Origin of the sequence: Emticicia sp. CRIBPO, from assembly GCF_009905725.1 — a bacterium.
Classification (GTDB): Bacteria; Bacteroidota; Bacteroidia; order Cytophagales; family Spirosomataceae; genus Leadbetterella.
This window is the reverse complement of record NZ_JAAAKV010000002.1, coordinates 567,433-582,865: the sequence shown is the minus strand read 5'-3', so window position 1 is coordinate 582,865 and position 15,433 is coordinate 567,433. Positions and strand designations below refer to the sequence as shown.

Annotated in this window: 11 protein-coding genes; 9 read left to right on the top strand and 2 right to left on the bottom strand. The window is 43.3% G+C overall.

What is annotated here, in order from left to right:
• Positions 1 to 30: 30 nt before the first annotated feature.
• From GVN16_RS06420 to GVN16_RS06380, 9 genes are all read left to right on the top strand, one after another.
• Complete coding sequence (locus tag GVN16_RS06420) at positions 31 to 2,382, top strand: prolyl oligopeptidase family serine peptidase (RefSeq protein ID WP_166563020.1); 2,352 nt, start codon at positions 31 to 33, stop codon at positions 2,380 to 2,382.
• 26 nt (positions 2,383 to 2,408) lie between these two features.
• Positions 2,409 to 3,965, top strand: coding sequence for a putative maltokinase (locus GVN16_RS06415; protein WP_166563019.1), 1,557 nt, complete (start codon positions 2,409 to 2,411; stop codon positions 3,963 to 3,965).
• Between the two features lies 1 nt (position 3,966).
• Positions 3,967 to 4,800, top strand: a complete 834-nt coding sequence (locus GVN16_RS06410) for a hypothetical protein (protein WP_166563018.1) — start codon at positions 3,967 to 3,969, stop codon at positions 4,798 to 4,800.
• Positions 4,801 to 4,894: 94 nt separating this feature from the next.
• Complete coding sequence (locus tag GVN16_RS06405) at positions 4,895 to 5,578, top strand: response regulator transcription factor (protein ID WP_166563017.1); 684 nt, start codon at positions 4,895 to 4,897, stop codon at positions 5,576 to 5,578.
• A 61-nt stretch (positions 5,579 to 5,639) separates the two neighbouring features.
• A complete protein-coding gene (locus tag GVN16_RS06400) occupies positions 5,640 to 6,686 on the top strand; it encodes a cell wall metabolism sensor histidine kinase WalK (RefSeq protein ID WP_166563016.1) in 1,047 nt (348 codons plus the stop codon).
• 24 nt (positions 6,687 to 6,710) lie between these two features.
• A complete protein-coding gene (locus GVN16_RS06395) occupies positions 6,711 to 7,463 on the top strand; it encodes an RluA family pseudouridine synthase (protein ID WP_166563015.1) in 753 nt (250 codons plus the stop codon).
• A gap of 153 nt (positions 7,464 to 7,616) precedes the next feature.
• The gene (gene aspS / locus GVN16_RS06390; RefSeq protein ID WP_166563014.1) at positions 7,617 to 9,365 is read left to right on the top strand and encodes an aspartate--tRNA ligase; all 1,749 of its coding nucleotides are present in this window, start codon (positions 7,617 to 7,619) and stop codon (positions 9,363 to 9,365) included.
• A gap of 148 nt (positions 9,366 to 9,513) precedes the next feature.
• A complete protein-coding gene (locus GVN16_RS06385; protein ID WP_166563013.1) occupies positions 9,514 to 11,217 on the top strand; it encodes a glycosyltransferase family 39 protein in 1,704 nt (567 codons plus the stop codon).
• A gap of 349 nt (positions 11,218 to 11,566) precedes the next feature.
• Entirely contained in the window at positions 11,567 to 12,472 is a 906-nt protein-coding gene (locus GVN16_RS06380; protein ID WP_166563012.1) for a TIGR01777 family oxidoreductase, read from the top strand.
• A gap of 56 nt (positions 12,473 to 12,528) precedes the next feature.
• On the opposite strand, the gene GVN16_RS06375 is transcribed toward GVN16_RS06380, so the two are convergent.
• Together GVN16_RS06375 and GVN16_RS06370 are read right to left on the bottom strand one after the other, a co-directional pair.
• A complete protein-coding gene (locus GVN16_RS06375) occupies positions 12,529 to 14,964 on the bottom strand; it encodes a PspC domain-containing protein (RefSeq protein ID WP_166563011.1) in 2,436 nt (811 codons plus the stop codon).
• 29 nt (positions 14,965 to 14,993) lie between these two features.
• Positions 14,994 to 15,329, bottom strand: a complete 336-nt coding sequence (locus GVN16_RS06370) for a PadR family transcriptional regulator (RefSeq protein WP_166563010.1) — start codon at positions 15,327 to 15,329, stop codon at positions 14,994 to 14,996.
• Positions 15,330 to 15,433: the final 104 nt, after the last annotated feature.

Sequence of the window (15,433 nt, the reverse complement as noted above, 5' to 3'; positions counted from 1 at the left end):
TGACTTCATTCAAAAACTTACCGTTAAATTATGAAAAGAAATGTATTCCTGATGTTGTTTTTCGCTTTTGCGATCCTTGAAATATCAGCCCAGGCACCTGCCAGACTGACCGTTGACCATATCATGAGAGATCCGAAATGGATCGGAACCTCTCCGTCCAACATCTTCTGGGCTGACGACAATAAAACCATCTATTTCTCATGGAACCCCGACAAAAACAAAGGAGACTCTTTATATAAAGTAAGTGTAGCAGATCAGAAAATCACTAAAGTGCTCAAGGCTGAACGTCAGAAGTTGCCCGCTGACGGTAGTTTTTCAGGTAGTTTATCTATGAAAACCTATGAAAAAAACGGCGATTTATATATCCAGTACCTCAACAGTCTTAAAATAAAACAACTGACCAAAACCATTGAACGGGAATCGAATCCCCGCTTCAGCCTGGATGAGCAGAGTATAATTTTTTCAAAAGGTGGGAATTTGTTCAGTTTATCTGTAGGAGATGGTGTGACGACCCAGCTTACGGATTTTGAAGCCGGAAGCAAAAAGCCGGAAAGGAAGAAGACGGGTCAGGAGGGCTGGCTTGAGAAAGATCAGCTGTCCATGTTTGAAGTATTGAAAGAGCGGAAAGATAAAACAGAAGAAGCCAAAAAAATAGCCGACGGCAACAAGCCGGAGCAGCCGAAAAAAATATACCTGGATGACAAAAGACAGGTGGCTACGCAACTGAGTCCTGACGGAAGATTTGTGACCTATACATTAATAGAAGCTGCGAAGTCGGCTAAAAATACGATTGTACCTAATTACGTAACAGAATCGGGTTATACTGAGGATATTCCCGCCAGGACGAAAGTGGGTTCTCCGGCGGCTTCCTATCAGAGTTTTATTTATCATATTAAAAAGGATACAGTATATCAGATATCTGTAAAAGATCTTCCGGGAATCAATGATGAACCGGAGTTTCTGAAAGATTATGCTAAAAAAGACACTGCTAAAACCAAGCCTAAAGCCAGACAGGTGATGATTCAGGATGTCAACTGGTCACTCACCGGATCAAATGCGGTAGCGATCGTGAGGGCTGCTGACAACAAAGACCGCTGGATCATGCGTCTGAACCCTGAAAACGGCAAACTGACCTTACTGGACCGTCAGCATGACGAAGCCTGGATCGGCGGACCTGGCATCGGCGGAGGCGGATCTACAGGCTGGTTAGACGATCAGACATTCTATTTTCAGTCAGAAGCCAGCGGATACTCGCATCTTTATACCGTAAATGTTCTGACCGGAGAGAAAAAGCAACTGACACAAGGCAATTTTGAAATTCAGAAAGCGGAACTTTCAAAAGACAGAAAATATTTTTACCTGATCTCCAACGAGGTGCATCCAGGGGAACAGCATTTCTATAAAATGGCTGTGGAAGGAGGCGAAAGAATCAAAATAACCTCAATGACCGGAGCCAATGAAGTAACGCTTTCTCCCGATGAAAAAACACTGGCCATCAGATATTCATACATCAACAAGCCATGGGAGCTGTATATCCAGGCCAATGAAGCCGGGGCGGCAGCTACAAAAGTAACTTCATCGACAACCGAAGAATTTAACGCCTATACTTGGAAGGAAGCTAAAATCATTACTTTCAAAGCCGCTGACGGCAAGGATGTTTACGCCAGGGTTTATGAACCGGCTGCTAAACTGAAAAACAAGAAAGCGGTAATCTTTGTACACGGAGCCGGGTATCTTCAGAATGCCCACAAATGGTGGAGCAGTTATTTCAGAGAATACATGTTTCATAACCTGCTGATAGAAAAGGGATATACTGTACTGGATATTGACTATCGTGCCTCAGCCGGGTACGGTAGGGACTGGCGGACCGGGATTTACCGCCACATGGGAGGAAAAGACCTGACAGACAATGTAGACGGAGCTAATTACCTGGTGAAAAACTACGGAATTGACGCTAAGAAAATCGGTGTTTACGGAGGTTCTTACGGTGGATTCATTACTTTGATGGGACTTTTCACTACGCCTGATGTTTTTAAAGCCGGTGCGGCATTAAGACCGGTAACAGACTGGGCAGCTTATAACCACGGCTACACCGCAAACATATTAAATGAGCCTCATACAGACAGCCTGGCCTATCGCAGAAGTTCACCGATCTATTTTGCAGACGGGCTCAAAAATAACCTGTTGATTTGTCACGGCATGGTGGACGTCAACGTTCATTATCAGGACGTGGTGAGACTGACGCAGCGGCTGATCGAATTAAAGAAAGAAAACTGGGAAGTGGCCAGTTATCCTATGGAAGACCACGGTTTTGTGGAACCTTCTTCCTGGGCTGATGAATACAAGAGAATCCTGAAGCTTTTTGAAGAAAAACTTAAATAAAAAATACACATAAATACATTAAATATATGTCAACTTTTGTTCTGTCGCTCGATTGGGAAGGCTTTGAAAAAGATAAATACGTCCATACTGTTTTAGAAGATAACCTTTTGCCTGACTTTATGAATTCCTGCCGCTGGTTTGCCGGCAAGGCCAGGAACGGGTGGAGACCCAAGGTTACTTCCGCAGTGCGGATGGAACACGGTGATTTGCAGTTTTTCTTTACGATCATTGAAGTGAAATATCCCCAGGGAGATAAAGAGAGCTATCTTCTGCCTCTTTCTTTTGTGGAGAAAGGGACGCAGGAAGTTTGTGAAAAAGCGATCATTGCAGATGCCAACCTGGATGACAAGGAAGGAGTGCTGGTCGACGCTATCTATGATGCCAATTTCAGAGAAGCCGTCCTTTATCATATAGCACAGAACGCCTCAACGTTACAGAAAAACCAGGATACCCTTTCTTTTGTCAGGGGCAAAGGTCTGACAGACGAACCTATTGAAGCCAGTTTTATTCCCAATATAGATTCCAGTAACTCGGCCTTTATCTACGATGAGCGGTATTTCTTTAAGCTTTACAGGAAACTGTTTACAGCCACCAATCCTGAGGTGGAGATGGTCGAATACATCACCCAGAACTCTGACTTCAGGAATATACCGAGGTTTTGCGGCAGCGTGACCTGGCAGAGAAAGGAGAAGGAACATATCACTTTCGGGATGATGGTGGAGGTGATCGATAATGAAAAAGACGACTGGTCGAAGACGGGAGATTACCTCAATGAATTTATGTTTGCGTTTGTGGAAGGTAATTTCCAGATCAAGGAAAATGTATTTGAAAAAGTAGCTCTGCTGGGTACAAGGACTGCCGAAATGCACTATGCCCTGTTTGCCATAAGAGGAGAGGAAGCGTTCAGGGCAGATATGTTTGACAGGCCCTACAGAAGGTATATTCATCAGAAAATGGAAAACCTGCTGGAGCAAAGGTATAATCTGTTAACTGATAATTACCTGAAGCTGGATGAGCAGGCCCAGTTGCTGGCCTGGGACTTTATGGAGTCCAAAGATATTATCATCGACTTTATTGACCAGATTCTGACACGGCCAATTGAGTCCTACAGGACAAGGATACACGGTGATTACCATTTGGGGCAGGTATTGGTTTGTAACGAAGATTTGATCATTATAGATTTTGAGGGTGAGCCCGAAAGCCCGATTGATGAAAGGAAGATCAAGCACTCACCCCTCAAAGATGTGGCAGGGATGATCAGGTCCTATCATTATGCGGTATCGGCGAAACTGTTTAACTCGCCGGAAACCAATAACCTGGAGGATGTGGTATTGCAAAGGGCTTCCGACAGGTGGTATAAACTGATCAGGGATACTTACCTGGAAGAATACCTGGATTATTTCGGACCTTTGCACCCTTTACTGAAAAATAATAATGAGATCAACTACCTGCTGCAGTTCCATTTGCTCGAAAAAGCCGTGTATGAACTGGGGTACGAGATCAATTACAGACCCGGATGGGTTAAAATACCCCTGAAAGGTATTGTAGACGTCATCAGAGAAATTGAAAAACTACAAAGATAAAATGACCTTTTATAAACTCTATCTTTTGATGGTGGCCATCAAAACAGTCACCTGTTCCTGCAATCCGGACAGCCGCAGAGGTTTTGACAACATCAAGGGTGAAACCGACATCTGGAAAATCGGGGAAATGCCTGCTGAAGTGGATGAAAACTCCGGCCTGGCCAAAGCAAAGGAAGAAGGATATTACTGGACGCATAACGACAGCGGAGGAAAACCGGAATTATATAAAATCAACTCAAAAGGTAAGCTCGATAGTGTTTTGGTGATAGAAGGAGCTAAAAATGTGGACTGGGAAGACCTGGCAGAAGATGATAAAGGGAACCTCTACATCGGGGATTTCGGCAACAACGGTCAAAACCGGAGAGATTTGACGATCTATAAAAGAACCCCCGAAGGAAAACTGGATAAAATCAGGTTCAGTTATGCTGACCAGGAAGATTTTCCTTCTTCAAAGCCTGAATTTGACTGTGAAGCTTTCTTTTGGTATGATCACAATCTTTATCTCTTCACCAAAAGCTGGGCAAAGAAAAAGCAATCAACAAGGATGTATAAGGTGTCTGACCAGCCGGGTGTTTATGAATTGAGTCCGGTCGAAACCTTCAAACTGGACACGAAAGTGACAGCGGCTGACATCAGCCCTGACAAAACCAAGTTTGCATTGTTAACGTACGGTAAACTTTACCTGTTTTCAATTGAACACGGTGTAATCAGTTTTGACAAACCGCTGGCTTGTTTAAAAACCGGCCGCAAGCAGACAGAAGGCATGATTTTTGATGATAATCAGACAATTATATTCACGAATGAACAGGGAAAGATCTATTCTTTCCGGTTTTGACCCCGGTCAAAATTTAACAATGGCTTAACATGGAAGCGGAATGCTTAGCGTAATTTTGTGCTTTAATTTTATCATTTAGTTTAGAATCGATAACATGGCCAATAAAATACTAGTCATAGATGATGATGAAGATATTTTGGAATTACTCATTTACAATCTGCAGAAAGAAGGTTATGAAGTAAAAGCTGCACACAATGGCCTGGAGGGGGTGGAATTGTCAAAGTCGTTCTTACCCGATCTGATTCTCATGGACATCATGATGCCTTTGATGGACGGAATTGAAGCGGGGAGAGTCATCAAGACAACAGAAAGTCTCAAACACATCCATGTGGTTTATCTTACAGCAAGAGCAGAAGAGTTTTCAGAAGTAGCGGCCTTTGATGCCGGAGCGGACGATTATCTCACCAAACCCATCAAACCAAGGGCTCTCATGAGCCGTATCAATGCCTTTTTCAGAAAGGAGACCCAGAAAAATTCGTCGGAAAATATCATTGAAATCGCCGGACTTACGATTAACCGTGAAAATTATTCGGTGATCAAAGGAGACGGAAATGTGGTGATTTTGCCGAAAAAAGAATTTGAACTGCTGTTTCACCTGGCCCAGATGCCAAACAAAGTACAGTCGAGAGACGATCTTTTGCATAAAATCTGGGGTGCGGATATTTTCGTGGTGGAACGTACCATTGATGTTCACATCCGTAAAGTCAGGGAGAAAATAGGGGAGAAGTTTATCAAAACGCTCAAAGGCGTAGGGTATATGTTTTCTGACGAAGCATAAAAACTTTTGATAATCAGCTTTTTTTGCTCAAATTTGAATCCTGTAAAGAATCCAGTTTTAAATGTTCCTTTCACCCAGATGGATTGCCCTGCTTCTTGCCACATTAATTACTTCCATCACCTTAGCTTTTTTGAGTTTTGTGCCGGAGGTAAGCATGGGTATGCTGTTTGTGGCAGGTATCAGTTGTTTCGGATGCTCCTTCTTTTTTACTTTTTATACCATAGATATCCTGGTATTCAGGGAAGTAAACCTGATTTATAAGTCGATTCAGAAACTGAAGATACAGGATTTCCACATTCCGCGGAAAAGCCTTCTGAAGAGTGTCAATCCACTTAAAAAACTGAACAGGGAAATCTCCAATTATGTCAGCAGAAAACAGGAAGAGATTGAAGAACTGAAAAGAATGGAACTTTTCAGGAGAGAATTCCTGGCCGATGTTTCGCATGAACTCAAAACGCCGATTTTTGCGGCCCAGGGTTTTGTGCATACGCTCCTTGACGGAGCCAAGGACGATCCTGTTGTGGCTACAAGATTTCTTAAAAAGGCGGCTAAAAGCCTTGACGGTCTCGATGCCCTTGTCCGCGACCTTGTGGTACTTACCCAGGTAGAATCCGGCGATCTGAAGATGCAGTTTGAAGAAGTTGATTTGCTGCAGATCACGGAAGAGATTATTGAGCAGTTGGAAGAAAAGGCTAAAAAAAGAGAAACAAAGATCGTTATCAAGCCGAAAAACCTGGAAGAGTGCCGGGTGATTGCCGATTATCAGCGGATTACGCAGGTGATGACTAATTTTATTGATAACGCAATCAAATACGGGAAAGATAAAGGTAAAGTAGAGATTGAATTTGAAGAAGACAAAAAATCTTTCACCATCTCCATAGAAGATAACGGCCCCGGGATTCCCCAGGAGCATCTTTATCGTATTTTCGAGCGTTTTTACCGTGTAGATAAAAGCCGTTCGAGAGAAACCGGAGGCACCGGATTAGGCCTCGCCATCGTCAAACATATCCTGAATGCCCACGAAACCGGCATCAATGTTACCTCTAAAGTGGACAAAGGAACAAGATTTACCTTCAAACTACCTAAAGCAGAAAAAGAAATCCATTAACTTTGTGTTTTTAAATAGGAAAGAATGGATTTAACAGGATACAAAAAACCACCCAAAAAGCTGGAGCTTAAGGAAAACATAGTTTTTGAAAACGATAACTATGTGGTGATCAATAAACCCCCGTTTGTGGCCAGCCTGGATGAACGTACGCCGGATAAATCCGTCAGTATTTTACGCCTGGCCAGGGAAATGTTTGACGACATACAGCTTTGTCACCGCCTGGACAAAGAAACTTCAGGAGCCCTGGTGATGGCTAAAAACCCGGAGGCATACCGTAACCTGGCCATGCAGTTTGAACACAGGGAAGTGGAAAAAGAATACCATGCCGTGGTAAACGGGGTACATGATTTCGACAGTATTTCCGTTTTTCTTCCGATAGCACCGATCAAAGACGGCACCGCCGTGCGAATAGATAAGCAGAAAGGTAAAATAGCTGAAACGGTATTCTTTACCTTAAAATCATACCCGAGACATACTTTGGTGAAATGCATCCCGATCACAGGGCGTATGCACCAGATCAGGGTACACCTTCAGTGTCTTAAGGCCCCGATTGTCTGTGATCCGACTTACGGAGGAGAGGATATTTATCTGTCGCAGCTCAAGAAGAAATTCAATCTGAAAAACAATACGGAAGAACTGCCGCTGATCAAAAGAGTGGCCCTGCATGCTCATTCCATCCGGTTCCTGGATGTGGACGGACAACTGATTGATGTCACCGCTCCTTATGCCCGTGATTTTGATGTGTTGGTAAAACAACTGAATAAACTCGCCAAATAAGGCCGGAAACATAGAATTCCTGTGCTGGTTTGCGGATTTATCCAATTTTATTTGCAATCATTCTGCACGAATACTAAACAATTACGTAATTTTGCACCCTGATTTCTGTTTGGAGTAGGAAGTCAGATCTAAAATATTGAAAATTAATATATTATGTTGAGATCGCATACTTGTGGCGAATTGAGAATTTCGAATGTGAATCAGGAAGTTACCCTTTGCGGATGGGTGCAGCGTGTCCGTGATAAAGGGGGTATGATCTGGATTGATCTTCGTGACCGCTATGGCATTACTCAGTTGATTTTCGAAGAGGGGAAGGTAGACCAGGCCGTCATTGAAAAAGTGAGGACCCTGGGCAGAGAATTCGTGGTGAAAGCCATTGGATCTGTGGTGGAAAGACTTTCTAAAAATGACAAAATACCTACAGGTGAGATTGAACTGAAAGTAAGTTCACTTGAAATACTGAACCCGGCTAAATTACCTCCGTTCCTGATCGAAGACGAAACTGACGGTGGTGATGAGCTGAGAATGAAATACAGATACCTCGATTTACGTCGTAACGTGGTTCGCCAGAACCTGCTTTTGAGACATAAAGTAGCTCAGCAAACCCGTATTTATATGGATTCCCAGGACTTTGTGGAGGTTGAAACCCCTGTCCTGATCAAATCAACGCCTGAAGGAGCCAGGGATTTTGTGGTGCCAAGCCGCATGAACCCGGGCGAGTTCTACGCTTTGCCACAGTCACCGCAAACCTTCAAGCAGTTGCTGATGGTGTCTGGATTTGACCGTTATTACCAGATTGTGAAATGTTTCAGGGATGAAGACTTACGTGCTGACCGTCAACCTGAATTTACGCAGATAGACTGTGAAATGTCGTTTGTGGAGCAGGAAGACGTATTGAATATGTTTGAAGGGCTGGTGAGGCATCTTTTCAAAACTGTTAAATCAATCGATTTGCAGGAAGTGCCGAGAATGACTTATGCTGATGCCATGAAGTGGTATGGTTCTGACAAACCGGATATTCGTTTTGATATGAAATTCGTAGAGCTTAACGACCTGGTGAAAGGTAAAGATTTTCCGGTATTTGACGCTGCCGAGCTGATTGTCGGTGTTAAAGCTGACGGCTGTGCGGAATATACCCGCAAGCAACTGGATGAGCTGACCGAGTGGGTAAAACGTCCTCAGATCGGAGCCAAAGGATTGGTGTATATCAGGTACAATGCTGACGGAACGATCAAATCTTCAGTAGATAAGTTTTATTCTGAAGAAGACCTTAAAAAGATCACCGGGCGTTTTGATGCCAAACCGGGTGACCTGATCCTGATTTTGTCCGGAGATGGTGATAAAGCCAGAAAGCAGCTGAATGAACTGAGACTGGAAATGGGAACCCGTCTGGGTCTCAGAAATCCTGATGATTATAAAGTGTTATGGGTACTTGATTTTCCGTTGCTGGAGTATGGCGAGGAAGAAAACAGGTGGTTTGCGATGCACCATCCGTTTACGAGCCCTAAACCGGAAGATATTGCCCTCCTGGAAACCAACCCGGGTGCTGTCAGAGCCAATGCTTATGACATGGTCATCAACGGGACTGAAGTGGGTGGAGGATCTGTGAGGATATTCCAGAGGCCATTGCAGCAGAAAATGTTCGAAATATTAGGTTTCACGGAAGAAGAAGCTAAGAAACAGTTCGGATTCCTGATGGAAGCCTTTGAATACGGAGCACCGCCGCACGCAGGGCTGGCGTTTGGATTTGACCGTTTGTGTTCACTGTTCGGCGGAGCAGATACCATCCGTGACTTTATTGCCTTCCCTAAAAACAACAGCGGAAGGGACGTTATGATAGATTCTCCATCTACCATCGCTGATAATCAGTTAAAGGAACTGAACATCAGAACGACGGTTTGATTTTACCAATAAATAATAAAGAAGTCCTGCCATTAAAAGCAGGACTTCTTGGTAAATAGCCCCTTGCCATTCTTTTGAGTGGTAAATTTAAAATTCAGGTTATTCTATTGACAGATATCCCATATCTTTGGGAGTCAAACTTATTCGAATGAAAGACAAAGACTGGGAGTCGCTCCTGTATCAATACCGGTATATATTTTGCTTAGGTGCATTAGGCATTGTTTATTTTCTCAATATGTTTCCGGATGTCATGGAAGCCGATGCTTCACAGTATGCAGCCATTTCGTGGGAGATGCTTGAAAACGGCAGCTACCTGCAGGTTTTTCAAAGGGGCCTTGACTACCTTGACAAACCGCCTTTGTTATTCTGGCTGTCTTCTTTCTCATTTAAGCTTTTCGGTGTCAGTAATTTTACCTACAAGCTGCCAGCTGTTCTTGTGATCCTGTTGGGTATTTACGCCACTTATCGTTTTACCTTGCATTGGTACGACAAACAAAGGGCTTACGTCGCAGTTCTGGTGCTTGCCTCTACCCAGGCCTTGTTACTGATCACCAATGACGTTCGTACTGACGGTATTCTGATGGGCTTTGTGATGCTTTCTGTCTGGCAGCTCAGTTTGTTTTTAGACAAGGGAAAACTCCTGCCTTTGGTTATCGGATCGGTAGGGGCAGCGTTGGCTCTGATGGCCAAGGGGCCTTTGGGGCTGGCCATCGTTTGTTTTGCCATCGGAAGTCATCTGTTGTTGAAAAAACAGTTCAAAGCGATATTCAAGCCCCAATGGCTGCTGATGATCCTCATTATCGCGGTCTTGCTGATCCCGATGTGTTACGGACTCTATCAGCAGTTTGATCTTCATCCTGAGAAAGAAGTGTATGGGCTGAAAGGCCCTTCAGGTTTGCGGTTTTTCTTCTGGACGCAGAGTTTCGGCAGGATCACCGGCGAGATTTACTGGAAAAACAATACCGGCTACTTATATTTTATCAATACCATCCTCTGGGATTTTCAGCCGTGGATTCTGTTTCTTTTCCCGGCTCTGATCAGAAACGTCAGGAATCTATTCATGGCTTTGTTTATGAAGGGCACAAGGCCTTCTCCCGAGTATTTTACTTTGGGTGGATTCCTGTTGAGTTTTGCGGCTTTGTCGGCTTCTTCCTATAAGCTGCCACATTACATTTTTCCTTTGTTTCCGTTTATTGCCATCATTACCGCAGATTTTATCGTCTGGTTATGTAAAGAAGGACAGGAAAGGATAGTGATCCGTTCTTACAGGATTCTGAGTAAAGTGCATTTCGGGTTGATGAATTTGTTCTTTCTCATTCCTTTGCTGAGTTTTATTTTCTTTTTTCCAGTATTGTCGTTATTTCTTCCGGTAGCTTTGGTGATTTTGTTTTTATTGTTCTGGTATTCTTTCGTCTCCATTCAGAACAAAGTCGATAAAATCATTATTCCGACCATACTGACCATCATGGCTTTTGGGTTGGTGCTGAGTACTTATTTTTATCCATCCCTGTTGAAATACCAGTCTGAAAGTGTGGTAGGTAAAGAGATACACGAGCAGAAAGTGCCCCTGGATAAATTTTACTTCTACAAAGCCCCCGGCAGCAGCATGGATTTTTATGCCAGGCGTATCGTGCCTGAATTCAAGCCTGAGCAGATAGACCGGTATGAAAAAGGAACGCTGGTCTTTACCACTGAAGAAGGCCGGAAGGAAATCATGGATGACAAAAAGACAGAATTCAAAGTACTGAAAAGCTATGACGACTTCCATGTTTCAAGTCTTAAGATTACTTTTCTCCGGGAGGATACAAGATATAAAGCGGTCACTAAAAATTATTTGCTGGAGAAACAATAACCGTTTTTCTGATCCATTTTTCTGCAGGAAAAGTAGCCTGCTTCTTAGGATAAATATACTCTTGCTCAGGCCATAAGCCCCGCTCCGGATACACCGGGGAGGGGCTTTTTTTCATCTTAAAAAAATATTTTGAAACAAGTAATGATTAAAGCGTAGCAAAATGTTAATGTCCAAACATTTTGTTGATTATTTCTGTTGTGCTGTAGCCAGGTATGCAATATTCGGTTTTTTTACCGGTTCTATATATGACAAAATGTGATTTCTGTCATTATCGGTAGCTAAGTGGATGGTTGTCAGGCTGGTTGCCGATTTATTATTGAAGTGAAAAACGACCATACTTAAGAAAATTATGAAAATTATGATTACCGGAGGCACCGGCCTGGTAGGTCGTGCTTTGACCGCCAAGCTGTTACATGCCGGTCACCAGATCGTTATTTTGAGCCGCACCAAACAAAAAATCCATGGAGTAAAAGTTTCTCAATGGAACCTCGCCAAAAACTGGATCGAAGAAGGGGCTTTCGAAGGTGTTGAAGCCATTGTTCATCTGGCAGGAGAGGGGATTGCGGACAAGCCCTGGACCAGGAAACGCAAAGAGGAAATCATAGAAAGCCGCGTTGGTCCTGTAGAAGTTTTAAGTAAGTATGTCAGCGAAAACAAAATCAGGATAGGGGTTTTTGTCACCGCGTCTGCCATAGGATATTATGGGGGAGATACTTTCGAAGAGATCATGACGGAGCGGTCAAAGCCCGGAAGTGATTTTCTGGCCCGGTGCACCGTTAAATGGGAAGAAGCCGCTGATGCCTTTGGAAAAGTGAACAAATGCCGTGTTGTTAAAATCAGGACGGGTATTGTGCTCAGCAAAGAAGGGGGCGTTTTGTCCAAACTGATGAAACCTATAAAATTAGGGTTGGGCTCTCCGCTGGGATCGGGCAAGCAATGGATTTCGTGGATACATATCGAGGACCTGACAGAGTTTTATTACTATGCCCTCGAAAACAGCGAGATGAAAGAAGCCTACAATGCCGTATCCTCTAATCCGGTTACCAATAAGAAATTTACTGTTGAAATTGCATCAAAGCTGGGGAAGAAAATCTGGCTTCCTGCGGTTCCTGCTTTTCTTCTTAAAATCGTATTGGGTGAAATGTCGGTGGTGGTATTGGGAAGCAGTTTTGTGAAAAACCGCCGCAATGAAAAAGAAAAGATTTTCGAGTTGAAGTTCGAAAATATTGAAGAGGCCCTTACGGATCTTATCTGATATAAAAAAAACCTGCCGGATATTTCCGGCAGGTTTTTGGCTTTAATCTGTATCTATTATTCTCTACTAATTTTACTACCTCCGCTGGTGTCTGAGTCAAGGTCGTCGACTTTACCCAGGTTGGCCTTGCTCGCACCGCTTGCCGATACTTTGGCTTTTTTCACCTCAAGTCTCTTACCTTCAAATTTACTGGCTCCGTTGGCTTCCACATGCAGGTAGTCTGCTTTGCCCCTGGCTTCCAGTTTGGATGCTCCTGACAGGTTGATCACCAATTCCCTCGTTTCGATGTCTACGGCAGCTTTAGAGGCCCCTGAAAGTGAAATGTCTACTTTGTTTTCATTGTCAAAACCGATCACTTTGGCTTTAGACGCTCCTGAGAAATACAGGTCTTCGATTTCAGGCAGGGTCACGATCATGTTGATGTGGTCCCTGTTGTTGATAAACGAGTCATCGTATTCGGCACTCAGCGTATTGCCTTTTGTTTTAACTACCAGATCTTTAAGGTCTTCTTCACGTTGTGCATAAACTTCCACACTGTAATTGGCTCCTTTTTTAACCATGATCCTGATGGCACTTCCCACTTCTATGTTTTTGAAGTCTTTCAACTCATAGGTCTTATGGTGTTGTCCCAGTTCGCTGAAATCATTGTTATCGATCACTTCTGCATCATTGAAGTCGTTGTTTCTCAACGCCTCTCTTTCTTCTTCTGTCAGCTTAGGGCAATCCAGACATTCGATTTTATCGTCATCACCCATGATAAAGGTGAAATCTTCAATTTCTGAGTTGTTGATGCCATTGGCTCCCGCAAGGTCCCAGTGGTTTCTCAGCATGCTGTTCACAAATTCTTCCGACATTTTAAACTTCTTGTTTCTCGGAATCGCCAGGTCGATGCTCACCCTCTGGTCTCTGATGACCTTTTTGCCCGTCAGGGTTAAAGATCTCGGGAAATAAAGAACTGAATCTTTCTGTGTAATCTTGTAACTGATGTTTTTGGCGTTTTCCATCGCATTTTTCTTGGTGCTGCCTTTCGCCGAAATGTACTTTTCCAATACCAGGTCCTGGCCGTCAGCTGTTTCAAGGTCTACATCCACGTCAAATCTGAAGTTGAAATCATCATCAAAATCATCTTCGTTGTTGATTACATCCAGGAAAAGAATCTGTCCCGGAGTATTGTATTTCTCGATTACCTGCTCTTTGTAATTTCTGGAGAAATTCATAGCATATTTAGAACCTACCACACCTATACCTACGATACCTGCAAACCAGAGGGCCAAGCCCGAAAGCCAGAAGTTACGTGTTCCCTGACGCTGATTGGTAAGTAGCGAAATACCTACGATCGTGATGGCTGCTGCAGGAATGGCCGTCACAAGGAAGCCGAAGAACCCGCCTATTTGTGGAAGATCGTTGCTGATCGCTCCAAAGAAGTGATTATTATCCAGCCAGGTAGAACTCGAAGCTACTCCGAAGAAAACCGCCGTAGCTAAAAGAGAGGCAAACAATAAGCTGGCTCCCAGCACAAGCACGATCAAGCCCGCAATGATTCTGACCAATGGTCCGAGGCTTTGCAATACTTGTCCAAGGCCTTTAAGGATCATACCTATTAATCTGAAAGGGAACAACAGGATTTTGGTCAGGCTGCTTTCAGGTTTGCTTGGGTCGGTATTAAGACTGCTTTTGATATTGGTTTCGATGTTTTCGAGGGTTACAGGCTGTCCCTTCATCTCCATTTTCTGGGTCAGGGTCACCGCTGTAGGAGCAGCAATCCAGAGAATAATGTAGATCAGGATACCTACTCCGAAAAACGCGGATACTACGAATATAAGTCTGATGACAGAAAGATCTACACCGAAATAAGACGCCAGGCCGGTTGAAACACCACCGATAACTTTGTTTTCAGGGTTTCGGTAAAATTTCTTGATTTTTTCATTCTCTTCGAGGTCATCTCTTTGCGGAAATGCAATCCAGCAGATGATGTAGGCAATGAAGAAGAACCCGCCGGCTCCCTCAGCCCCTATAAGACCGAAAGCCAGAATGATGAATATAACCCTCAGCCAGACCACGTCTACTGAGAAATTATGAGCAAACCCGGACAGTACACCGCCAAGGGCTTTGCGTTTTGAATCCCTGTAGAATTGGGTTTTGACTGATTCAGGATTTTTCGGAGCCCCGAATTCTGTTTTGGCAGACTGATCCGCTTTACTTTTTGATAAATCCTCCTCTTCTTCTATCGCTTCAAAGTCTGAAACGTTACCCATTGATTTGATGATCTGATTTACATCTTCCATCTCAATGATCTGGGTGCCTTCCGGCTTTGTTTTGGCGAAGAATTTCTCCGCGATACGGGTTTCTATATCCTTAATGATCTCCTCACTGCTTTCGTAAGTCGAAAAATATTGCTGGATAGATTTTAAATACTGATTTAGTTTAGAATATGCGTCCTCTTCAATATTGAATGTGATTCCCGCAAGATTGATTTGTAATGTCTTTTTCATGATAATTTTTTTTATCTTAAAACAGCGTTTTAATTACTGGTTTTGTTAATAATGGTTTCCACGGAGCCAGATAATTCTGTCCAGGTACTTGCCAGTTCATCTAGAAATAACTTGCCTTTTTCAGTAAGGACGTAGTACTTTCTCGGAGGCCCTGAAGTTGATTCAACCCAATTGTAGTCCAGTAATTCTGCATTCTTTAATCTGGTGAGCAGAGGGTAAAGGGTGCCTTCCACCACCATGATCTTAGCCGAGATCAGTTCTTCTAAAATTTCTGAGGCATAGATCTCACTCCTCGAAATAATTTGTAATATGCAGTACTCTAAAATTCCCTTCCGCATCTGCACTTGGGCATTCTCTACATTCATAATTTTTACTTGTTTTGTATGATGAGCGGCGTAAACCGTTGATTTTATGACGCTCTTTATTTTTGCCTTCTCATAATTCTGATGCAAATATAAACAAAGGTACT